The sequence below is a fragment of the Maritimibacter sp. DP1N21-5 genome, assembly GCF_019218295.1.
In the GTDB taxonomy this organism is placed as follows: Bacteria; Pseudomonadota; Alphaproteobacteria; order Rhodobacterales; family Rhodobacteraceae; genus Maritimibacter.
Genome location: NZ_JAHUZF010000002.1, coordinates 55365 through 79046, shown reverse-complemented (window position 1 = coordinate 79046; position 23682 = coordinate 55365). Strand labels below are relative to the sequence as shown.

Below are 23682 nucleotides of genomic sequence, written 5' to 3'. Positions count from 1 at the left end.
CCAGTCAACTTCTTGCAGCATCCAAATCTGCGCACGCCAATCTAGGTGTTCTGATCGACCGCATGCCTAAGGCACCTAGATCGGCAGCATTGGCTTGAAAGTCTCTGATATTATTCGTGACGAAAACTGATCTCTGGGCGTGAATGTGTGAATATGCCGAATGAACGTCGCACCAAGCGTTCCGCCATTTATACAGTTCAGGTCCCTGAATAGCCTCAGCTGTCAGTTCGGTTCCTTCCACCAAGTATGAATTAAGATCCCTATCGACGCGGGGGGAAATTACCGTCCATAAGGCTGCAATGTCGCGCTTAAACTTAGGACCATCGCCAACATAAAACGACCAATCCCAATAAGTGAGCCCAAAAATTCCTGGAGTTGAGACGATAGGCAGGTCGTCCCAGCCCAATGCAAAAATCCGCTCTTTGAAAACCGCTGCACTCCCGGGAAATCGTTTCGAACGATTGTTTTCAGACGCGGAAGTTGCCAGTAAGGCGACATCAGCGGTGCCGGCTCGATGATGCTCAACCAGACGCAAAACGTCCTTCGACTGCGAACGCCCCTCTTCAACCTCGACTACGCAATTCCAGTCCAAGGATAGTGTCAACAACTCCCTAAACCTCCTCCACCTGCACAACCCCCGGCAGGCTCTTGAGCGCTCCCTTGATCTGCGGGTTGAGCGGGAACTCTACGCCCAGGTCCATATCCACCTCCCCCGGCAGCGCCGGGTCCATCAGGCACAGCGACACCGGGCCGGGCCGCGCCCCCTTGGCTTGTGCCTTTGCGCTCTCCAGTAGCGACGCCACCGTCGCCACCACGCCCGCGTTGTTGACGAAGACCTTCAGCGCCATGCCGCCGGCATCCGCGACCACCGTGTCCACAGGCGCCGCCGACCGGGCGAGCAGTTTCAACTGTTCCGACTCCATCGTCGCCTCGACGGTCACGACCACGTTCGACCCGGTCTCCAGATACTGGCGGTTGGCCTCCAGTGTTTCCGAGAAGACCGTGATCTCGCAGGCCCCCGTGGGGTCGGTCATGGCGACAAAGGCGAAGCGGTTTCCCTTGGCGGACTTGCGTTCCTGCTTGGCGGCGACCGCGCCCGCGATCTTGGCCACGCAATTGCCGCGTGCGACCTTTTTCGTCAGTTCCTCGAGCGTCAGCACGCCCTTGCGTTTCAGCGCGGGCATATAGTCGTCCAGCGGATGGCCGGACAAATAGAACCCGATCGCCTTGTGCTCCTCGGCCAGACGTTCGTTGGGCAGCCAGTCGGGGCAGTTGGACAGGCGCGGTTCGGGCAGGTCGTCGCCCGCTTCCCCGAACAACGACACCTGATTGGACGCCCGCTGTTCGTGGATCGCGGCGGAGTAGCCCACAAGCGCGTCGAGGCTTTCGAACACCCGGCGGCGGTTGCCGTCCAGCTCGTCAAAGGCCCCGGCGCGGGCGAGCATCTCCATCGGGCGTTTGCCGACGCGCTTGAGGTCCACCCGGCGGGCCAGGTCGTAGAGGTTGACGAAGGGCTTTTCGCCCGCCTCTTTTGCGCGCGGGTCCGCGCGACGCCCCTCCACGATCAGCTTCATCGCCTCCAGACCCACGTTCTTGAGCGCACCCAGCGCATAGACGACGCGGCCCTGATCCACGCTGAACGTCGCCAGCGACCGGTTCACGCAGGGCGGCACGATCTCGATCCCGAGCCCCCGGCGGACCTCTTCGGCATAGACGCCCAGCTTGTCGGTCAGGTGGATATCGCAGTTCATCACACCGGCCATGAACTCGACCGGGTGATTGGCTTTGAGCCACGCCGTTTGGTAGGATACCACGGCATAGGCCGCCGCGTGGGATTTGTTGAAGCCGTAGTTGGCGAATTTCTCCAGAAGGTCAAAGACCTCCGACGCCTTCTTCTTGTCGACGCCGTTCTTAGCCGCCCCTTCCTCGAATTTCGGGCGCTCGGCGTCCATCGCCTCCTTGATCTTTTTCCCCATCGCGCGGCGCAACAGGTCGGCGCCGCCAAGGCTATAGCCCGCCATGACCTGCGCGATTTGCATCACCTGTTCCTGATAGACGATGATGCCTTGGGTTTCGGCAAGGATATGGTCGATCGAGGGATGCACCGAGGTGATCTCGCGCAGCCCGTTCTTGACCTCGCAATAGACCGGGATGTTCTCCATCGGGCCGGGACGGTAGAGCGCGACGAGCGCCACGATGTCCTCGATACAGGTGGGCTTCATGCGCCGGAGCGCGTCCATCATGCCCGTCGATTCCACCTGGAACACGGCGACGGTCTTGGCGGCGGCGTAAAGCTGATAGGTGCGTTCGTCGTCCAGAGGGATCGCGTTGATCTGGTTCTCGGCCCCTTCGGCGGGGATGTAAAGCTGGCTCCCATCCGGTGCCGTATGGAGGTCGCGCCCCTGCCCCGCGATGAGGTCCATCGCGTTCTGGATGACGGTCAGAGTCTTGAGGCCCAGAAAGTCGAACTTCACCAGCCCCGCCTGTTCGACCCATTTCATGTTGAACTGGGTCGCGGGCATGTCCGAGCGCGGATCTTGGTAAAGCGGCACCAGCGCATCGAGCGGCCGGTCCCCGATCACCACGCCCGCCGCGTGGGTCGAGGCATTGCGCAAAAGCCCCTCGACCTGCTGGGCATAGGTGAGGAGCCGGTTCACGACCTCTTCCGCCCGCGCCTCTTCCCGCAGGCGCGGCTCGTCCTTCAACGCCTGCGCGATGGACACGGGTTTGACGCCCTCGACCGGGATAAGTTTCGACAGCCGGTCCACCTGCCCATAGGGCATTTGCAGCACCCGGCCGACGTCGCGCACGGCGGCTTTCGACAGGAGCGCACCGAAGGTGATGATCTGGCCCACCTTGTCGCGCCCGTATTTCTCCTGCACGTAGCGGATCGTTTCCTCGCGCCGGTCCATGCAGAAGTCGATGTCGAAGTCGGGCATCGACACCCGTTCGGGGTTGAGGAAGCGTTCAAAGAGCAGCGAATAGCGCAGCGGATCAAGGTCGGTGATGGTCAGCGCATAGGCCACGAGGCTGCCCGCCCCTGACCCCCGGCCCGGACCCACGGGAATCCCCTGTTCCTTGGACCATTTTATGAAGTCCGCCACGATAAGGAAGTAGCCAGGGAAGCCCATGCCCTCGATGATATCAAGCTCGAAATCGAGGCGTTTCTGGTATTCCTCGACCGATACCGCATGGGGGATCACGGCGAGGCGGGCTTGGAGGCCGTCGTTGGCCTGACGGCGCAGTTCGACCACCTCGTCGTCGGCGAACTTGGGCAGGATCGGGTCGCGTTTGTAGGTCTTGAAGGCGCAGCGGCGGGCGATTTCAACGGTGTTTTCCAGCGCCTCGGGCAGGTCCGCGAAGAGGGTCGCCATTTCCTGCGGCGACTTGAAGTAATGCTGGGGGGTCAGCCGGCGGCGCGGCTGCTGCTGGTCGACATAGGCGCCCTGGGCGATACAGATGAGCGCGTCGTGCGCCTCGTAAAGCTCGGTCTTGGGGAAATAGACGTCGTTGGTCGCGACAAGCGGGATCTCCATCGCATAGGCCATCTCGATGAAGCCTCGTTCGGTCTTCTGCTCGGCCTCCGTCGTGCGCCCGCCGTCGCCGGGGTGGCGCTGAAGCTCGATATAGAGCCTGTCGCCGTAGATGCCGAGGAAGCGGCGCATCAGCTCTTCGGCCCGGGCGCGGTTTCCTGTTTGCAGGATCATGCCCACGGGTCCGAGCGCCCCACCGGAGAGACAGATGAGGCCCGCCGAATGCGCCGCCAGTTCCTCCATCGTGACCTGCGGCATCGCGCCGTGCTTGTCGACGTAGAGACAGGAATTGAGCTTCATCAGGTTCTCGTAGCCGCGCTCGGTCTGGGCGAGCAGGACCACCGGCGCGGGGGCTTTGGGCTGCTCGCCGGGAACGGGCGGCTCGAACGTCACGTCGATCTGGCACCCGACGATGGGCTGCAGTCCCGCACCGCTCGCTGTTACGGAAAATTCCAGCGCGGCGAACATGTTGTTCGTATCGGTAAGCGCGACGGCGGGCATGTCCATCGCGTCGCAGAGCCCCGGCAGTTTCTTGACGGGCACGGCCCCCTCGAGCAGCGAATACTCGGAGTGCACCCGCAGGTGGACGAAACGGGGATGAATGAATCGGGGATCGGCAGCCATGCGCCCAAGGTAAGGCCACCGTCGGCGGGAGCAAGCCAAGACGGGTGCGCGGTGCAAAAACGTGTTGAGACGACTCGGGCGTGGCGTGCAACCTTCCCGGAAACCAGAGACCCCTTCCCTCGCGAGGCAGAATGTCAGCACTTCCCCACCCCGGCCCCCCGACGGGCGCCGGGTTTCGCCCCGGTCCGACCACGGAAACGCGTGTTACGCGGTATCTCAAGGTGCAGCCCCCGTTGCTGTGGCGGGGGTTCACCGATGGTGCGACGCTCGTGCACTGGTTCCGCCCCGGCGGGATCGAACTCGCCTCGGCGCTTGTCGATCCCCGGCGTGGCGGTCGGTTCGACCTGACCCAGACCCGGGCAGGCGCGCGGCTGGAGACGATCAATTGCTGCGTTCTGGACTTGGACGAGAACCGCCTCTTCGCAGTCACCACGGCGCTCGGGGCCGAGTATCGGCCGACCGGGACGAAATCGCCCGCGACCCTGATCGTCGAGTTCCACGAGATCGCGTCCGGCACGCGGCTCGAAGCGCGTCTTATGCATGCGGAAAACGCCGAAGCCTCGCCCCTCATCGGCTGGGAAGAGGGTTTGGCGCATCTGGAACAACTTTCGACTCGTTGAGGGGTCCAAGGCGGCATCCGAGGAATTAAGTTAGTCCCAGGACTAACTTTCTGCTTGACCCGGCGGGTCCTGCGCATATGGTTAGCCTCATGACTAACCATATGAACCTTCTCTTTGCGACCCTGGCCGACCCGACCCGCCGCGCGGTGATCGAGCGGCTGGTGCAGGGCGAAGCACCGATCAAGGAGCTGGCCGCCCCGCACGACATGGCGCTACCGACCTTTCTGCGCCATGTGGAGCGGCTGGAGGAAGCCGGCCTTGTCGCGACGCGCAAGGAAGGGCGGCAACGGATCGTCAGCATGACGCCCGACGCCTTTGCCCCGGTCGAAAGCTGGCTCACCACGCAGAAACGCATCTGGGAGAGGCGGCTCGACCGGCTCGACGCGCTCGCGCGGCAGATCGAAGCGGAAACACATCCGTTCCCGAACCCTCCCCTTCAAGACGACAAGGACGGCTCATCATGAGTGTTGACCATCAGACCTTTGCCTTCACACGTGTCATCGGCGCCAGCCCCTCGGCCGTGTTTCGTGCCTTCGCCGAGGAAGAGCTGAAACGAAAATGGTTCCTGAACCCGCACATCGCCTCGGCGGACTATGCGCTCGATTTCCGGGTCGGCGGCCAGGAACGTGGGCGCTTCGTGATGGAGGACGGACCGGCCAAGGGCATCCACGAGAACAGCACCCATTACCTCGACATCCGGGACGGCGAGCGGATCGTCTATGCCTATTCGATGACATGGGACGGGCGCGTGCATTCGTCGTCGCTGGTCACAGTGGAACTTGCGGCGACCGAGGCGGGAACGCGGCTCGACTATACCGAACAGGGCGCCTTTTTCGAGGACTCGGACGGCGGCGATATGCGCAAGGGCGGGATGGAAGCACTCATCGACGCGCTCGCGGCGCAGTTTGGTTGATGGACGGATACAACGGAGGTGACTGACCATGCGTATCGAAGGATTTGACCCGGAAACGGACCTGGAAGTGTCACGGGTGATCGGCGCCTCGCCGGCCGTGGTCTGGCGCTGTCTGACCGAGGCCGCCCTTCTGGAGCGTTGGTTTTGCCCGGTGCCCTGGGCGGTTCGGGACGCGGTGATCGAGGCGGAACCGGGCGGGATATTCCACACGCCCATGTTCGGACCCGATGGCGAGGTGCAGGACGCAGGACCGGGCTGTGTCCTTCTGGCCGAACCCGATCGTGTGCTCGCCTTTACCGACGCGATGGGCCCCGGGTTCCGGCCACGCGAGGGCGGCTTCATGACCGGGGTTTATCTGCTCGAAGCGATCGAGTCCGGGACGCGGATCGTTGCCCGGGCGCTTCACGGGGACGCGTCCACCAGGGAGCGGCACCAGGAGATGGGGTTCGAACCGGGCTGGACGGCGGCGCTGGGGCAATTGGCCGACGTCGCCGAGGCGCTCTGAGGTATCGCCCGTCCTGAGAGGGTCGGGTAGTGGCGACGCCTCGCCATCAGAAGGACATTGCGCGCCCCTCCCCTGCCCAAAAACGTGGCGCGGTCCAAGCCAAACGCCCGCGCCACAGGCATTTTCCCTGAAACACCCCGCCCAATTCGCAGGCAGTGGCGGCGCTCTCGGGTAGACAGCGCCCACTTTCTGCGCTTTGCTGCTTCGGAACCGGGTCTCTCTACGCCGCATCGAGAGACCACGTCGGACCAGAGTAAAGCGGCGGGACAACGGGATGGATATCGCGTTTCTTCTCAATGGAGAGACGGTGTCGCTGACGGGCGTCGATGCGACGACGACCGTGCTCGACTGGCTGCGCGAGGTTCGCGGGCTGACCGGCACCAAGGAAGGCTGCAACGAAGGTGACTGCGGCGCCTGCACGGTCATGGTGACGGACGAAACCGGCACCCGGGCGCTCAATGGCTGCATCCTCTTCCTGCCGCAGATCAACGGCAAAAGCCTGACCACCGTCGAGGGGCTGGCCAGCCCGGACGGGGACCTGCACCCGGTGCAGACAGCGATGGTCGAACACCACGGAAGCCAGTGCGGTTTCTGCACACCAGGATTCGTCGTGTCGATGGCGGCGGGTCAGATCAACGGCGAAACCGACCATGACCGGCAACTGGCCGGGAACCTGTGCCGCTGCACGGGATATGCGCCGATCATCCGCGCCGCGGAACATGCGGCGCGACGACCGGTGCCGAAGTGGCTCCGCGCGCTTCCCGCTGGGCCGGCGGCGGGGCCGATGCCCAACGACTTCCAGCCGACGACGGTGGCCGCGCTTGCCGAAGTGCGTATGACCTATCCCAAGGCGACGATCGTCGCAGGCGCGACGGACGTGGGGCTTTGGGTCAACAAGCAGCATCGCGACATCGCGCCCGTCATCTTCGTGAGCCAGATCGAAGAAATGCGCCGGATCGAGACCGCGCCCTACATGATCCGCGTGGGTGCGGCGGCCAGCGTGGAGGCGTTGCGCATCGCCATCGCCCCGCATCACCCGAGCTTCGCCGCCATGCTCGACCGTTTCGCAAGCGCGCAGGTGCGCGCCGCCGCGACGGTTGGCGGCAACATCGCCAACGGCTCGCCCATCGGGGACACGCCGCCCGCGCTTATCGCGCTGGGGGCGACGCTGCAACTGCGGCGGGGCGAGGACATGCGTGAGATGCCGCTTGAGGCCTTCTTCCTCGAATACGGCAAGCAGGACCTCATGGAGGGCGAATTCGTGGAGGCTGTCGTGATCCCGCGCGAGACCGGCGAAGATCGCTTCCGGGTCTACAAGATCTCGAAACGCTTCGATCAGGACATCTCCGCCGTTCTCGGGGCCTTCAACGTGACCGTGGACAAGGGCCGTGTGACCGGGGCCCGGATCGCCTTCGGGGGTATGGCGGGTGTGCCCAAGCGCGCCGAAGCGGTGGAAGCCGCACTGATTTCCAAGCCGTGGACGATCGAAACCGTGCGTGACGCGAAATGGGCCTTTGCGACCGACTTCGAACCGATGAGCGACATGCGGGCCTCCGCGTCCTACCGGCTGGAGACCGCGTCCAACCTACTGGAACGCTACTTCCACGACCTCAAGGGACAGCTTACGGACGTGCGGGAGGTCAGGGCATGAGTGTCGGAAAACCGCTTCCCCACGACAGCGCGCCGCTTCATGTGACTGGGTCCGCGCATTACATCGATGATGTGCCTGTGCCGGCCGATTGCCTCCATCTGGCCTTTGGCCTCTCCAAGGTGGCGCGCGGCACGATTACTGGAATGGACCTGTCCGACGTGCGGCGTTCGCCGGGCGTCGTCGCGGTGCTGACCGCCGCCGACCTGCCCCATGTGAACGACATTTCGACCGCCGCCCACGACGAGCCGCTTCTGGCGGAGGGCGAGGTCTTCTATCACGCCCAGCCGATCTTCTTGGTCGTCGCGACAAGCCATCGCGCGGCGCGGGTTGCAGCGGCGAAGGCCCGGCTCGAGATCGCGGAAAAACCGCCGATCCTCACTGTGGACGAAGCTCTGGCCGCCAAGAGCTATTTCGAGGGCGGGCCGATCACTTGGACGCGGGGCGACGCGGCCGAGGCGATGCCCGGCGCGGCCCATGTCATCACCGGCGAGATCGAGATCGGCGGGCAGGAGCATTTCTACCTCGAAGGGCAGATCAGCCTCGCCACGCCGCAGGACAACGGCGACATGGTGCTGCTGACCTCGACCCAGCACCCGACCGAGATCCAGCACAAGGTGGCCGAGGCACTTGCCGTGCCCTTCCACGCGGTTCGGGTCGAAACCCGGCGCATGGGCGGTGGCTTCGGCGGAAAGGAGAGCCAGGGCAACGCTCTGGCAATCGCCTGTGCCGTGGCCGCGCATCTGACCGCTCGACCCTGCAAGATGCGCTATGACCGCGACGACGACATGGCGATCACCGGCAAGCGGCACGACTTCCGTATCGCCTACAAGGCGGGCGTGGACGCCGAGGGGCGGTTGGTGGCGGTGGAGTTCGACCACTACGTGCGCTGCGGCTGGTCGGCGGACCTGTCGCTCCCGGTGGCGGATCGGGCGATGCTGCACGCCGACAACGCCTATTTCATTCCGAACATTCGCATCACGTCGCACCGGCTCAAGACGAACATGTGCTCGGCCACCGCCTTTCGCGGGTTCGGCGGACCGCAGGGGGTCCTCGGCATCGAGCGGGTCATCGACCATGTCGCGCATACCCTAGGGCGCGATCCGCTCGAGATCCGGCAGATCAACTTCTACAACAAGCGCCGGGTGCAGGAGACGCCCTATGGCCAGCCGGTGCGCGGCTTCATCCTGCCTGACATGGTCAAGGCGCTGGCCAAGACCGCCCGTTACACCGAACGCCGCGACGCCGTCGCCAAATGGAACGCCGAGAACGAGGTGGTGAAGAAGGGAATCGCGCTGACGCCCGTCAAGTTCGGGATCAGTTTCACCCTGACCCACCTCAATCAGGCAGGGGCGCTGGTGAATGTCTATGCCGACGGGTCTGTGACGATCAACCACGGCGGCACCGAGATGGGACAGGGGCTTTTCCAGAAGGTCGCACAGGTCGCCGCCCAGGGGTTCGGCATCGGGATGGACCGGGTGCGCATCACGGCGACGGACACCGGCAAGGTGCCCAACACCTCGGCCACGGCGGCCAGCTCAGGCTCGGACCTGAACGGCATGGCGGTGAAGGCGGCGGTGGACGAGATACGCGCCCGCATGGCGCGGCTCGTGGCGCCCATGGCCGACGTCCGGCCCCGCGCGGTGGATTTCGCCCATGGCAAGGTCCGCGCGGGCGACAAGGTCTGGCGCTTTGCCGAGGTCGCCCGAATGTGCCACGAAAACCGGGTGAGCCTGTCCTCGACCGGCTTCTACGCGACGCCCGAGATTTCCTGGGACCGGACCATCGGCAAGGGTCATCCCTTCTATTACTTCGCCCATGGCGCGGCGATCACCGAGGTGGCCATCGACCGCTTCACGGGCGAGAACCGCATCCTGCGTGTCGATATCCTGCATGATGTGGGCAAGTCCTTGAACCCGGCCATCGACGTCGGCCAGATCGAAGGCGGCTATGTGCAGGGCGCCGGGTGGCTGACCACCGAGGAACTGGTCTGGGATCACAAGGGCGTGCTCCGGACCCATGCGCCCTCGACCTACAAGATCCCGGCCTGTTCCGACCGGCCCGAGGTCTTCAACGTCGCGCTCTGGGACGGCGAGAACCACGTGCCTTCGATCTATCGCTCCAAGGCGGTCGGCGAGCCGCCCCTGATGCTGGGGATATCGGCGTTGATGGCGCTGTCGGACGCCGTGGGAGCCTTTGGCGCGGGTTATCCCGACCTCGATGCGCCGGCAACCCCGGAACGGGTCTACCTTGCCGCACAGAAATTGGTGCAGGGGTCGACCACATGAGCTTTGACGCCGCCCGACTGGCCGCGCTCATCGCTGCCCATGGCCCCGTGATCCGGGTCGTGGTTGCCGAAGTCCGGGGGTCCGCACCGCGCGAAGTGGGAGCCTCCGTGACAGTATGGTCCACGGACGAGGCGAGCGGGCAGGACGGCACCATCGGCGGCGGCACGCTCGAATACCAGGCGGTCGCGGTTGCACGGGAGATGCTTGCTTCTGGAGCGGCCAAGCGGGTCGAGGCCAAGGCGCTCGGTCCCGACATGGGCCAATGCTGCGGCGGGCGCGTGAAGCTCCTTTGGGAACGCTACGACGCGGTGCCCGAGGGTCCCATCCATGCTCGCCCCATCGCGGGCGGGGACCAGCCACTGGCCATCACCCGCACGTTGGCTGCCGCCCGCAGGAAAGGCGAGGTGCCTGCTCCCGCTCTGATCGACGGCTGGATGCTGGAGCCGGTCCTGACCGAGAAGACGCCGGTCTGGATCTGGGGCGCGGGCCATGTGGGACGGGCGCTCGTCGCCGCCCTCGCACCTCTGCCTGATCTGGCGATCACCTGGCTCGACACCGGGCCCGAGCGGTTTCCGCAGGATGTGCCCCCGGGCGTGACCGCCCTGCCCGCGCCCGAACTGGCGGCGGCCATGCGCCTCGCCCCGCCCAACGCGCACCACGTGATCCTTACCTATTCCCATGCGCTGGACCTCGCACTTTGCGACGCGGCGCTGGGACATGGCTTCGCAGGGGCCGGGCTCATCGGATCGCACACGAAATGGGCGCGGTTTCGCTCGCGTTTGCAGCAGGCGGGACACGAGCGCTCAGAAATTGAGCGTATCCGCTGCCCGATCGGGGACAAGGCGCTTGGCAAACATCCGGCCGCGATTGCGCTTGGCGTCGCGGCACAGATAGCGTCTGACGTGGTGTCGGGACAGCACCGGGGACATATGGGGGATCGCGATGAGCACGCCGTATCTGGCGCTTGAAGGCCTGACCAAGGCCTATCCCGGCGTCGTCGCGAACGATCAGGTCTCGTTCGAGATCATGCCGGGTGAGGTCCACGCGCTGCTTGGCGAAAACGGCGCGGGCAAATCCACACTGGTCAAGATGATCTACGGGCTGGTGAAGCCGGACCAGGGCGTCATGCGCGTCAATGGCTCGGCCTATGAACCGGCCAACCCCCATGCGGCGCGCGGCTCGGGCGTGGCGATGGTGTTTCAGCACTTCTCCCTGTTCGACGCGCTGGACGTGGCCGAGAACATCGCGCTCGGCATGGACAACCCGCCGAAGATGCGCGCTCTCGCCGCCCGCATCCGGGACGTGAGCGAAGCCTACGGCCTGCCGCTCGATCCGTCGCGGCGGGTGGGCGATCTGTCAGCGGGCGAACGGCAACGGGTCGAGATCATCCGCTGCCTGCTCCAGAACCCCAAGCTCCTGATCATGGACGAACCGACGAGCGTGCTGACGCCGCAGGAGGTTCAGATCCTCTTCGAGACGCTTCGGAAGCTGTCATCAGAGGGCACCGCGATCCTCTACATCTCCCACAAGCTCGAGGAAATCCGCGCACTTTGCGACCGGGCCACGGTGCTCCGGCTGGGCAAGGTCGTGGGCGAGTGCAATCCACGCGAGAAGTCGGCGCGCGAGCTGGCCGAGATGATGGTCGGCTCGACGCTTCACACCCCGTCGCGCGACACCGCCGCGCCGGGCGAGGTGCTGCTCACGGTTGAGGGGCTGACGCTTCCCGCCGCGACACAATTCGGCACGACGCTGAAGGACGTGTCGCTGGAACTGCGCGCGGGCGAGGTCTTGGGCATCGCCGGGGTCGCGGGGAACGGGCAGGACGAATTGCTCGCCGCCCTGTCAGGTGAACGGCTGTCGGCGGCGGGGGCGGTGACGCTTTCGGGCAAGCCGATCGGACGGCTCGGCCCCAATGCACGCCGGCGGCTGGGTCTACTAGCTGCGCCCGAGGAACGGCTGGGCCATGCGGCCGCACCAGAGATGTCGCTCACGGAAAACGCGCTTCTCACCGGCGATATCCGCGAGGGGCTGACCAAGAACGGCTTCGTCGGCTGGTCCAGGGCGCGCGCCTTCGCGAAAAAGATCATCGAAGGCTTCGATGTGCGCACGCCGGGCACGGAAACCGCCGCGGGCGCGCTGTCGGGCGGCAACCTGCAGAAATTCGTCATCGGACGCGAGATCCTCCAGCGTCCCGTGGTGCTGGTCGTGAACCAACCGACATGGGGCGTCGATGCCTCGGCCGCCGCGGCCATCCGGCAGGCACTTCTGGATCTGGCCGCCCAAGGCGCGGGGCTCATCGTCATTTCGCAGGATCTAGACGAACTCATGGAGATCTCTGACCGCTTCTCGGCACTGAACGAAGGCCGGCTTGCGCGCGCGGTGCCGGCCAAAGGCCTCACCGTCGAGGAAATTGGCCTGATGATGGGGGGCGCGCATGACATGCACGAGGCGCACCCGGACGACGCGAAAGGGGTCCCGGCATGAGTTTCATCCGGCTGGAAAAACGCCCGGCCCCTTCGGCCACCCTCTCGGCGCTAACCCCGGTCATGGCGGTCATCGCCACGATGGTCGCGGGCGGGATCATGTTCGCCATCCTCGGCGCGAACCCGCTCGAGGCGATCCGCACCATCTTCTGGGACCCACTCTTCGATCCGCAGTTCGGCCCCTATTCGCGGCCGCAATTGCTGGTGAAAGCCGGGCCGCTCATCCTTATCGCCATCGGCCTCGCGCTCGGCTTCAGGGCCGGGATCTGGAACATCGGGGCAGAGGGCCAATACATCATGGGCGCGGTCGTGGGCGCGGGGGCGGGCCTTGCCTTCTATCCCTCCGAAAGCCCGCTCATCTTCCCTTTCATGGTCCTCGCGGGCGCCTTCGGCGGCTGGGCCTGGGCGATGATCCCCGCGATCCTCAAGACCCGTTTCGGAACTAATGAAATCCTCGTTTCGCTCATGCTGGTCTATGTGGCCGAGAACATCCTTGCCTCGGTCTCCTCAGGCCTCCTGAGAAACCCGGATGGCATGGGCTTTCCCGGCTCGCGCAACATGGCCCGGGATTATCCGGCGGCGTCCAACACCGAGATCATCGCCGGCACCGGCATGCACTGGGGCGTGGTCGCGGCCTTCATCGCGGTCATCTTCGCCTATGTCCTGATGACCCGGCACAAGATGGGCTTTGCGATCCGCCTCGCCGGCGAAGCGCCGCGCGCCGCGCGTTTTGCGGGGGTGTCCCCCACAAGGCTCATCATCTTCTGCCTTGGAACGGCCGGCGCACTCGCGGGTCTCGCAGGACTTTTCGAGGTCTCCGGACCCGCTGGCCAGATTTCGATCGACTTCAACTCGGGCTACGGCTTCACCGCCATCATCGTCGCCTTCCTGGGACGCCTCCATCCCGTCGGCATCCTCCTTGCCGGCCTGCTCATGGCACTGACCTACATCGGCGGGGAGCTCGCGCAACTCATGCTCGGCATGCCGGCCGCGGCGATCCAGCTTTTTCAGGGGATGCTCCTGTTCTTCCTTCTCGCCATGGACGTCTTTGCCAACTACCGCATCCGCATCGGCAAACCCGAGGTCGTGGCATGACCCCTCATTCTCCGGTTCATAAATATCCCGGGAGAGCCCGAGAGGGCAGAGCCCTCTCGGACACCGCCGCGCCGCCAGGCGCGGCTCCCACAGCGCGGGCGCAAGCCCGCTCCGCCAGCGTGAGGGCATGACATGGACTTCGGCTCGATCAACCCGATCCTTCTCATCGCCTCGCTCATGGTGGCTTCGACCCCGATCCTGCTGGCCGCGCTTGGCGAGATGGTCGTGGAGAAGGCTGGCGTCCTGAACCTGGGCGTCGAAGGCATGATGATCACTGGCGCGGTCGTCGGCTTCGCCATCGGGGTCAACACCGGGTCCAGTTGGGCGGGTTTCGGCGTCGCCGCACTCGCCGGCGCGGCGCTGTCGATGATCTTTGCCGTGATCACCCAGATCCTTCTGTCAAATCAGGTCGCCACCGGCCTTGGCCTCACGCTTTTCGGCCTTGGCCTGTCGTCGCTCATCGGAAAACCCTACGTCGGGATGAAGGCGCCGGGTTTCGCAAAACTGCACATTCCGGGCCTCTCGGAGATTCCCTTCCTCGGGCCGATCCTCTTTCGCCACGATCCGATGGTCTATGTCTCGATCCTGCTGATTGCGGCGGTCTGGTATCTGCTCACCTTCACACGGGCCGGGTTGATCCTGAGGGCCGTGGGCGAGAACCACAACGCCGCCCACGCGCTGGGCTACAAGGTCAAGGGCGTGCGCTTCCTGGCCATCGCCTTCGGCGGCGCAATGGCGGGACTTGGCGGCGCCTATGTGTCACTTGTGCGCGTGCCGCAATGGGTCGAGGGCATGACCGCAGGCGCAGGCTGGATCGCGCTGGCCATCGTGGTCTTCGCGAGCTGGCGGCCCTGGCGCATCCTGCTCGGCGCCTATCTCTTCGGCGGCATCACCGTGCTCCAGCTCAACCTCCAGGCAGCGGGGTCGTCGATCCCGGTCGAGTATCTGTCGATGTCGCCCTACATCATCACGATCCTTGTCCTTGTCATCATCTCGATCCGGGGCAACCATGGCGCGCCGGGGTCGCTGGGACGGGTGTTCCATGCGTCGCACTGAGCCGGAAGACGAAAGCCGAGACGACCGGATCGGGGGGTGCCGTGACGCAAAAGGAAATGTTGCAGATCCTCGACGGGTCGCACCCTCGGCTGGGTCGCTCGGTCGCCTTTGCGCTGGACGCGCTGATCGTGCTGTCCGCGATCGCCATCGCGGTCGAAACCGTGCCGGGACTGCCCGAGGGCTGGCGGTTCGCGCTTCTGGTCTTCGAGGATGTGGTGATCTTTACCTTCGCGACGGAATACGTCCTGCGTCTTCTGTCGGCGCCGCGCAAGCGCGACTACGTGCTGTCGTTCTGGGGCATCGTGGATCTCCTGGCCTGGCTTCCGGCCGCCCTTCTCTTCGTCCCCTCGATGCAGGCGATCCGGGTTCTGCGCCTGATCCGGCTTCTGCGACTCATCAAGCTCTTCGACACCGCACCTGCGCTTCACCGGCTCGCACGCGCCTTCTCCAAGGTGCGGGCCGAGCTCGTGGTCTGGGGCGTGCTGTCGGCGCTTCTGCTCTATGTCGCGGCGGTCGGGATCTATGTCTTCGAAAACCCGGCGCAGCCCGAGGTGTTCTCGTCGATCCCGGCCTCGCTCTGGTGGTCCGTGGTAAGCTTCACCACCGTGGGCTACGGAGATATGTTCCCGATCACGCCGGGGGGCCGTATCATGACCACCTTCATGCTCTTCATCGGGCTGGGGATCTTTGCGGTCCCCGCCGCCATCGTCACAACGGCGCTTCTGGAAGCAGAGACCAACGTCCGACCCCGGTCGGAACGCGGGCAGGCCGATGATGAAACCTGAAACCGAAACCAAATCACCAACTGGGAGACTGACATGAAACTTGTCACCAAACTTCTGGCCGGGGCCGCTCTTGGCCTCGCCATGGCCGGCGCGGCGGTCGCGCAGGACAAGACCAAAGTGGGCTTCATCTACGTGGGCCCCGTGGGCGACGGCGGCTGGACCTATGAACACGACCAGGGCCGTCTGGCACTGGAGGAGGAATTCGGTGACGCCATCGAGACCGTCTATCAGGAGAACGTGCCGGAAGGTGCCGACGCCGAGCGCGCGATCACGCAGATGGCACTGTCGGGCGCGGACCTGATCTTCACGACGTCCTTCGGCTACATGGACCCCACCATCGCCGTGGCCGAGAAATTCCCGGACGTGAAGTTCGAACACGCCACCGGCTACAAGACGGCCGACAACGTGGGCGTCTATTCGGCGCGCTTCTATGAAGGCCGCGCCGTACAGGGACACATCGCGGGCAACCTGACCGAGTCGAACATCATCGGCTACATCGGCTCCTTCCCGATCCCCGAGGTCATCCGGGGCATCAACTCGGCCTATATCCACGCCAAGAAGGTGAACCCCGACGTCCAGTTCAAGATCGTCTGGGCCTATACCTGGTTCGACCCGGCGAAGGAGGCTGATGCCGCCAAGGCGCTCATCGAACAGGGTGCGGACGTGATCCTTCAGCACACCGACTCGACCGCGCCGCAGGCCGCCGCGCAGGAGGCGGGCAACGTCTACACCTTCGGTCAGGCCTCGGACATGATCGAATATGCCCCCATGCCGCGCGTGTCCTCGATCATCGACAACTGGGCCCCCTACTACATCGCACGCACCAAGGCCGTGATGGATGGGACCTGGGAAAGCGACAACACCTGGGACGGCATCGGCGCCGGCATGGTCGGCATCGGCGAGATCACCGACGCGGTGCCCGCAGAGGTGAAGGAAGAAGCGCTGGCGCTCGCGGATTCTATCGCTGCGGGCGACTACCACCCCTTCACCGGCCCGATCAACAAGCAGGACGGCTCGGCCTGGCTTGCCGAGGGCGAGACCGCCGATGACGGCACGCTCGCCGGCATGGACTTCTACGTCGAAGGCATCGAAGGCGACATCCCGAACTGATCTCCAAGCCTGGGAAGGAGAAGGCCCTGCCGCGTGCAGGGCCTTTTTCATTGTGGGCATCGGGTCACAGCTATAGCGCGCTTCCCTCTCGCCGTTTGTCATGAGAGGAATGCAACATGACGGATTTCATCATCATAGGCGGCGGGGTCGCCGGCCTGTCGGCGGGGGCCCATCTCGCGCCCCACGGGCGTGTGACGCTGATCGAGGCAGAGACGCAGCTTGGCCACCATGCGTCTTCACGGTCTGCGGCGATGCATATCCCGAGCTATGGCGCGGGTCCGGTCAAGGCGATCTCGGAAGCCTCGACCGAGGCGCATCTTGAGGCTGGCGTGTTGACGCCGCGGGCGGTGATGCTCGTAGGCCGCCCCGAGGATAGTGCGGGGTTCGAGGCCGAATGCGCGGCCCTGCGCATGACCCGGATCGACGGGGACGAAGCGCGGCGGATCGTGCCGCTCCTGTCGCCCGAGGTGACGCTGACCGCGATCACACACGACGCCTGGGACATCGACACTGACGCGCTCCTGCAACGCTATGCCCGCAGCATTCGCGAGACCGGGACCATCGTCACTGGGAAACCGGTAACGGCCATCGAACAGGACGAGGGACTGTGGCGGGTCACGGCGGGCGAGACCTTTGCCGCCCCCGTCGTCGTGAACGCGGCCGGACCCTGGGCCGATGTCGTGGCAGGGCTGGCCGGGATCGCACCCATCGGGTTTGTTCCCCTGCGCAGGTCGATGGCTCGGATCGGCGTTCCGGGCGGGTATGACGCGCGGGACTGGCCGATGCTGATCGGGGCGGCGGGCGACTGGTACGCCAAACCCGATGCCGGCGCGCTGATCGTGTCACCTTCGGAAGAGGACTTGCTGGAGCCCCATGATGCCTGGGCCGACGACATGGTTCTGGCCGAAGGGCTTGCCGCCTTCGAGGAGGATATGACGGCCCCTGTGGAGCGGATGATCGCGAACTGGGCGGGATTGCGGACCTTCGCCCCGGACCGGCTCCTCGTCATCGGTCCGGAGCCGGACGCGCCCGGGTTCTACTGGATGGCAGGTCAAGGCGGATACGGGTTTCAGAGTGCGGCCGCGGCAGGGCGACTTCTGGCCGCACGCGTGCTGGGTCAGACGCCGGACCTCGACACACAAACGGCGGATGCCTTTCTGCCGTCGCGGTTTCGCTGACCGCCCTGCGCGGGTTTTGACAAGGGTCAAGTGAAAGGAACGGAAACGGCGTCATAAGCGCCCTTGGGGGGATGAACGACCAAGGTCCGCGGGCCGGGGAGACAGAATGGACGAAAGCCCCCTCAAGGGTCTCATGGACCCCGACACGATCGCCGTTTTCGGCGCGTCAAATAACGATGGCAGCGTAGGTGCGCTGGTCCTGCGAAACCTCGTGAGCGGCGGCTACGAGGGCGGTATCTTTCCGGTCCATCCGACAAGCGAAACGCTCGCCGGACTGCCCTGCCATCGAACACTGTCGGAGATCGACACCGAGGTCGATCTGGCCGTCATCGCCACGCCCGCGGCCCAGGTTCCGGGCATCATCCGCGACTGCGGCGAGGCAGGCATCCGCAATGCCATCGTGCTCTCTCCCGGGTTCGGCGAGGGCGAAAGTGCCGACGCCGGGAAACGCTACGAGGACGACCTGCGTGAAACCGCGAAGCGGGCGGGCGTTCGGTTCATGGGGCCCAACTGCGTGGGTCTTGTGCGGCCCTGGGCCAAGATGAACGCGAGCTTCCTGCGCGTCGCCACCCCGAAAGGCCGGCTTGCGCTCATCTCCCAGTCGGGCGCGCTGTGTTCCGCGATCTCGGACTGGGCGGGGCCGCACCACCTTGGCTTTTCGGCGCTTGCCAGTCTTGGAAATTCGACCGACATCGACTTTGGCGAGATGCTGCAATACCTCGCCTCGGATCCGCACACGGACGCGATCCTTCTCTACGTCGAGGGTGTGCGTAACGCGCCCGGCTTCATCTCGGCGCTGCGCTACGCCGCGCGCCTGAAGCCGGTGATCGTTCTGAAATCGGGCCGCCATGCGGGCTCTGCCGAGGCATCCCATACCCATACCGGCGCGCTGATCGGATCGGACGCGGTGTTCGACGCGGTGATGGAGCGCACGGGCGCAGTGCGCGCGATGACCTTCGGCCAGCTCTTCGCCGCCGCCGAGATCCTGTCGTCGACCAAAAAGGCCACTGGGAACCGGCTGGCGATCATCGCGAACGGGGGCGGCGCCGGGGTTCTGGCGGCCGACCGGGCGGCGGATTTGTCGGTCGACCTCGCCCGGATCGCGCCCGAGACCCGGGCCGCCATGGCTGGGGCCCTGCCCGCCTATGCGGCACAGGGGAACCCGGTCGATATCCTGGGCGATGCCGGACCCGAGGCCTTTGCGGCCGCGGTCAAGGCCACCTATGCCGATCCCGACACCGACGGGCTTCTGGTCATGCTCACGCCGCAGGCGATGACCGACCCGACGGCGGTGGCGCAGGCCGTGGTAGATGCCCTCCCGAAGCGGCGCACGAAGCCGGTCCTCGCCTGCTGGATGGGCGAGGCCGTGGTGGCCGAAGGGCGCCGGGTCCTGTCGTCGAACGGCGTCGCCGACTTCATTTCGCCCGAGCGAGCTGTCGAGGCGTTTTCCTACCTTGCGCGGCACCACCGTAACAGAAAACTGGCGCTGGAGAATCTTCGTCCCATGTCGCCCGAGAACGCGCCCGACCTCGAAGGGGCGCGGATGATCATCGAGGCGGCGCTCGCGGAAGACCGCGAGATGCTGACGGACATCGAATCCAAGGCGCTGCTGAAGGCGTTCAGGATACCGATCAACCTGACCGTGGAGTGCGAAACGCCGGCCGAGGCGATCGTCGCGGCCCAGACCGTGGGCTATCCGGTGGCGATGAAGATCCTGTCGCCCGACGTCACGCACAAATCGGACGTCGGCGGTGTGCGCGTGGGCATCGGCGATCCGACCGAGGTGAAACGCGCCTTCCGCGACATCACCGAACGCCTGCGCCGGATGCGCCCGGACGCGCGGATCAAGGGCGTGACGGTCGAAGCCGTTTCCACCATCGAGGCGGCGCGCGAGCTGGTCATCGGCGCGAGCCGCGATCCGGTGTTCGGGCCGACGATCCTGTTCGGTGCGGGGGGCACGGCGGTCGAGGTGCTGAACGACAGCGCCGTCGCGCTCCCCCCGCTCAATGCCGTGCTGGCCGAACGGCTGATCGACAAGACGCGGGTGGCGCGACTGCTGGAGGCGTTTCGCGACATGCCCGCCGCCGACCGCCGCGGGGTCGTCAACGTGCTGCGCCGGGTCTCGGCGATGGTGAGCGAGCTACCCGAGATCGTGGAGCTGGACATCAACCCTTTGCTGGCGGGGCCGAACGGGGTCATGGCGGTGGACGCGCGGGTGCGCGTGGCTCGACCGCCGGCGATGGACGGGCAATACGACCACATGGCGATCCATCCCTATCCGCGTCATCTGGTCGAGGTCGATCACCTCTCCGACGGCACGCCATTGGTCATCAGGCCGATCCGGCCCGAGGATGCCAAGAGTGAGCAGGACTTCGTGAAGGCCCTGTCCAAGGAAAGCCGGATGTTCCGCTTCATGGGCGTGCTGAACGAGCTGTCGCCCGAAATGCTCGTGCAGTTCACCCAGATCGACTACCGCCGCGAAATGGCCCTGGTCGCCATGGCCGAGATCGACGGTCGCGAGGTGCAATGCGGCGTGGCGCGCTATGTCATCAATCCGGACAACCGGAGCGCTGAGTTCGCCATCGTGGTGGGCGATCAGGTCAAGAAACAGGGCATCGGCACGCGGCTCATGAAGGCGCTGTTCCGGGCGGCGCGGGACCATGATCTGTCTGTGATCGAGGGCACGGTGCTGCGCAACAATGCACCGATGCTGGAATTGATGCGCGACCTCGGCTTTTCGGTGCGCGGCGATCCGGAGGACCGGGACATCGTGATCGTGGAACGGCGGCTGTGATCCGGGCCGCCGCGCTTGATATGGCGCAAGGCGCAGGGGGCCGCGCGGCGCCATGGTGGAAACACCGCCGAGGGAGGGCACATGCTGGGTTACATTTCGCACCACGAGTGCATGGATCACGATGCCGGGCCGCATCATCCCGAACAGGCGGCGCGGTTGACCGCCATTTCAAACCAGCTCATTTCCTCGGGGCTCGATTACGTGCTCCGGCACTACGACGCGCCGCGCGTCACGCGCGAACAGCTCGAACGGGTGCATGATCCGGCCTATCTCGACCGCGTCTATGCCATTGCACCGGGCGAAGGGATGCGCTCGGTCGAGGTCGACGGCGACACGGTGATGTCGCCGGGCACGCTGCGCGCCGCCGAACGGGCCGCAGGCGCGGGGGTGATGGCAGTGGATCTGGTGATGCGTGGCGAGGCGGGGCCGGTCTTCTGCGCCGTGCGCCCGCCGGGCCATCATGCCGAAAGGGCCGTAGCGATGGGGTTTTGCCTGTTCAACAACGTGGCCGTGGCTGCCGGACATGCACTGGCGGCGCACGGGCTCACGCGGGTCGCCATCGTGGATTTCGACGTGCACCACGGCAACGGAACCGAAGACATCTTCCGGAACGAGCCCCGGGTGCTCTTCTGTTCGAGCTTCCAGCACCCATTCTATCCCTTCACGGGGCACGAAAAGGAAACCGCCAACCTCGTGGACATTCCCTTGTCGGCAACGGCGGGGTCGAAAGAGTTCCGCGCGGCGGTGTCGGAGCACTGGCTTCCCGCGCTCGACGCTTTCGCGCCGGAGCTGGTGATCATCTCGGCGGGCTTCGACGCCCATGTGGCCGACGATATGTCGAGCGTCTCGCTGACCGACGACGATTACGAATGGGTGACGAAGGCGCTCCTTGACGTGGCCAACCGCCATTCGCAGGGACGGATCGTGTCGATGCTCGAGGGCGGATACGAGCCAGCGGTGCTGGCCCGCTCCGTTGTCCGCCACCTGAACGTGCTGATCGGCTAGGACGGGCGCGGGCCCTTCCCGCCGCCGTCAGAGGAGAATGCCCGCGAAATAGGCCGACAGTCCGGCCGTGTCGCCGATGGGCAGGATCTGTCCGACATACTGGTCGGGGCGCACGATGATGACCGCGCCCTTCTCCTTGTCGATGCCTCGCAGGTCATAGATGTTGCGCCCTTCACGCGGGTCGATGCAGAAGAGTTTCTCGTGATCCTGAAGGCCGAGCTTGCCCTTGGTGGGCTTGGTCGCCGAAGGAGCGGCGGTCAGGTCGATGGTGTCGAACCGCTCCTGAACGATCGTGCGCACGTCGATGGTGGCGTCGATGTCATCGCCCGGCTGGCGGTGCTTCAAGATCGGCGAGGCCGGATCAGTCGCGAGCCAGGTGACGAGGTCATAGGCAGACGTCTCGTCGGCACCGGCGAAGATATAGACGCGGAACCGGCCATCGGCGTCGTGAACATGGCCAAGCTGCTGCGCCATCGCATCCGCTGCGCGCACAACGGGGGCGGAGTGGAAGCGTTTGCCGATGGGCTCTCCAGTGGCCAGCGCCTGGTGAGTGGGCGCGGCGGTGAGAGCGCTTTCATCGTAGCGCACGGCCAGTCCGGCGGTGAACTCGCCGTTCAGCTTGAAGTGCTGAATGAAACGCGGCTCGTCGGTGCCGTCCAGTTCGCTCTCGCCCAGGGGGGCCGACATGATCCGCGCCCATTTGTGGTCGGTTTCCACGAGACGCCGCGCCTCTTCCCGGCGTTCGGTCGTATAGGAATGCAGGAGCGCCTTTGGCGCACGACCGCGCAGGACGAGACCCAGTTTCCAGCCCAAGTTGAAGGTGTCCCCCATCGAGACGTTCATTCCCTGCCCCGCCTTGGGGCTGTGGGTGTGACAGGCATCGCCGGCCGTGAACACGCGCGGCGTCCGCGTCGCCGTTTCGCCGTCGGGCACGTCGTCGAAACGGTCCGTGATGCGGTGGCCGATTTCATAGACGGACCACCAGACGACCTCTTTCACGTCGAGTGTATAGGGCGCCATGATCCGGTTCGCCGCCGCGATCATGTGGGTTTCGTTCAGATTGCGCGCCGACACCCGTTCGTCGGGGTTGAGCTTGTCGAGCTCCACATACATGCGAAACAGATAGCCGCCCTCGCGTGGGAGGATCAGGATATTGCCTTCCTTGCGCGATGTGATGAGGTTCTTGTAGCGCACATCCGGGAAATCGGTGTTGGCGAGGATATCCATCACGCCCCAGGCCTGATGCGCCGCGTCCCCCACGAGCTTGCCGCCAATTGCCGTGCGCACGTTGGAGCGCGCACCGTCGGCGCCGATCACGTAATTCGCGCGGACCGTCGTGGTTTGACCTGCTTTCGGGCCCTCGGTGTATTCGAGGGAGACGATCACCGGGTGATCGTCGGTCGTCGTGTCGATGGTGAGATCAGCGACCTTGAGGCCGTAATCCGGTTCGAGCCGGGTCGGCGACTTGCGGGCCACGTCGAGGAACAGCTCGTGGATACGCGCCTGGTTGATGAGCGTGTGGGGCATTTCCGACAGGTCGTCGGCCACGTCCTGTACCCGGCCCACCCGGCGGATCGCATCGGGATTCGCAGGATCGGGCATCCAAAAGTTGGTCTGGTTCACCCAATAGCTCTCGCGTTTGACCTTTTCGCCGAACCCGAAAGCCTGAAACATCTCCATCGACCGCACGTTCACGCCGTCCGCCTGCCCTTTTTCCATCGGGCCGGGCTTGGGTTCGACGATCATGGTGGTGAATTCAGGGAACTGCGCCATCTGCGCGGCCATGCAGAGACCCGCCGGGCCACAGCCCGCGATCAGGACATCGACCTTTTCGGGAAGCGGATCGCCCGGTTTGCGATGCCCCGCGGCTGTGGGATGCACGTCAGGATCGCCGCCCCGGAAACCGTCGACATAATACTGCATGGAGATCCTCCCTCTGGGTTCAGGGGTATTGATATCTATACATACTATTTTCCGTCAAGGAAAAAATATGTATGCAAATCAGATCCTGCAAGCTATTGATCGAATGATGGAATAGCAGGTCT

General features: G+C 65.1%; 18 protein-coding genes. 15 read left to right on the top strand and 3 right to left on the bottom strand.

Features of this window, described 5'->3' with window-relative positions; translation table 11 throughout:
• Positions 1-4: 4 nt before the first annotated feature.
• Positions 5-604 (bottom strand): hypothetical protein, encoded by a 600-nt coding sequence (locus tag KJP29_RS00960; protein WP_218461669.1) that lies wholly within the window; start codon positions 602-604, stop codon positions 5-7.
• Positions 605-611: 7 nt separating this feature from the next.
• The gene (dnaE, locus tag KJP29_RS00955) at positions 612-4157 is read right to left on the bottom strand and encodes a DNA polymerase III subunit alpha (protein ID WP_218461668.1); all 3546 of its coding nucleotides are present in this window, start codon (positions 4155-4157) and stop codon (positions 612-614) included.
• Between the two features lie 131 nt (positions 4158-4288).
• On the opposite strand from dnaE, the gene KJP29_RS00950 reads away from it, so the two are divergent.
• From KJP29_RS00950 to KJP29_RS00880, 15 genes are all read left to right on the top strand, one after another.
• Positions 4289-4777 carry an SRPBCC domain-containing protein gene (locus KJP29_RS00950; protein WP_218461667.1) on the top strand — a complete coding sequence of 163 codons (489 nt, stop codon included), beginning with the start codon at positions 4289-4291 and terminating at the stop codon, positions 4775-4777.
• Positions 4778-4878: 101 nt separating this feature from the next.
• On the top strand, positions 4879-5241 hold the full coding sequence (locus tag KJP29_RS00945) for an ArsR/SmtB family transcription factor (protein WP_370630750.1): 363 nt from the start codon (positions 4879-4881) through the stop codon (positions 5239-5241).
• A complete protein-coding gene (locus tag KJP29_RS00940) occupies positions 5238-5690 on the top strand; it encodes an SRPBCC domain-containing protein (RefSeq protein ID WP_218461665.1) in 453 nt (150 codons plus the stop codon). Before KJP29_RS00945 ends, KJP29_RS00940 begins: the two co-directional genes overlap by 4 nt.
• 28 nt (positions 5691-5718) lie before the next feature.
• The gene (locus KJP29_RS00935; protein ID WP_255553381.1) at positions 5719-6195 is read left to right on the top strand and encodes an SRPBCC domain-containing protein; all 477 of its coding nucleotides are present in this window, start codon (positions 5719-5721) and stop codon (positions 6193-6195) included.
• Between the two features lie 274 nt (positions 6196-6469).
• Entirely contained in the window at positions 6470-7846 is a 1377-nt protein-coding gene (xdhA, locus tag KJP29_RS00930) for a xanthine dehydrogenase small subunit (protein ID WP_218461664.1), read from the top strand.
• On the top strand, positions 7843-10131 hold the full coding sequence (xdhB, locus tag KJP29_RS00925) for a xanthine dehydrogenase molybdopterin binding subunit (RefSeq protein ID WP_218461663.1): 2289 nt from the start codon (positions 7843-7845) through the stop codon (positions 10129-10131). The genes xdhA and xdhB overlap by 4 nt, the downstream gene beginning before the upstream one ends.
• Complete coding sequence (xdhC, locus tag KJP29_RS00920) at positions 10128-11099, top strand: xanthine dehydrogenase accessory protein XdhC (RefSeq protein WP_218461662.1); 972 nt, start codon at positions 10128-10130, stop codon at positions 11097-11099. Before xdhB ends, xdhC begins: the two co-directional genes overlap by 4 nt.
• A complete protein-coding gene (locus tag KJP29_RS00915) occupies positions 11074-12615 on the top strand; it encodes an ABC transporter ATP-binding protein (RefSeq protein WP_218461661.1) in 1542 nt (513 codons plus the stop codon). The genes xdhC and KJP29_RS00915 overlap by 26 nt, the downstream gene beginning before the upstream one ends.
• On the top strand, positions 12612-13709 hold the full coding sequence (locus tag KJP29_RS00910; protein WP_218461660.1) for an ABC transporter permease: 1098 nt from the start codon (positions 12612-12614) through the stop codon (positions 13707-13709). The genes KJP29_RS00915 and KJP29_RS00910 overlap by 4 nt, the downstream gene beginning before the upstream one ends.
• A gap of 132 nt (positions 13710-13841) precedes the next feature.
• Entirely contained in the window at positions 13842-14765 is a 924-nt protein-coding gene (locus KJP29_RS00905; RefSeq protein ID WP_218461659.1) for an ABC transporter permease, read from the top strand.
• 41 nt (positions 14766-14806) lie between these two features.
• Positions 14807-15550: an ion transporter gene (locus tag KJP29_RS00900; RefSeq protein ID WP_218461658.1), complete on the top strand. Its 744-nt coding sequence runs from the start codon at positions 14807-14809 to the stop codon at positions 15548-15550.
• Between the two features lie 33 nt (positions 15551-15583).
• Entirely contained in the window at positions 15584-16660 is a 1077-nt protein-coding gene (locus KJP29_RS00895; RefSeq protein ID WP_218461657.1) for a BMP family ABC transporter substrate-binding protein, read from the top strand.
• A gap of 116 nt (positions 16661-16776) precedes the next feature.
• Complete coding sequence (locus KJP29_RS00890; RefSeq protein WP_218461656.1) at positions 16777-17838, top strand: FAD-binding oxidoreductase; 1062 nt, start codon at positions 16777-16779, stop codon at positions 17836-17838.
• A 106-nt stretch (positions 17839-17944) separates the two neighbouring features.
• Entirely contained in the window at positions 17945-20632 is a 2688-nt protein-coding gene (locus KJP29_RS00885) for a bifunctional acetate--CoA ligase family protein/GNAT family N-acetyltransferase (protein WP_218461655.1), read from the top strand.
• A gap of 81 nt (positions 20633-20713) precedes the next feature.
• Positions 20714-21637, top strand: coding sequence for a histone deacetylase family protein (locus KJP29_RS00880; RefSeq protein ID WP_218461654.1), 924 nt, complete (start codon positions 20714-20716; stop codon positions 21635-21637).
• A 27-nt stretch (positions 21638-21664) separates the two neighbouring features.
• Here KJP29_RS00880 and KJP29_RS00875 read toward each other — a convergent pair whose 3' ends face one another.
• Complete coding sequence (locus tag KJP29_RS00875; RefSeq protein WP_218461653.1) at positions 21665-23560, bottom strand: FAD-dependent monooxygenase; 1896 nt, start codon at positions 23558-23560, stop codon at positions 21665-21667.
• Between the last annotated feature and the right edge of the window lie 122 nt (positions 23561-23682).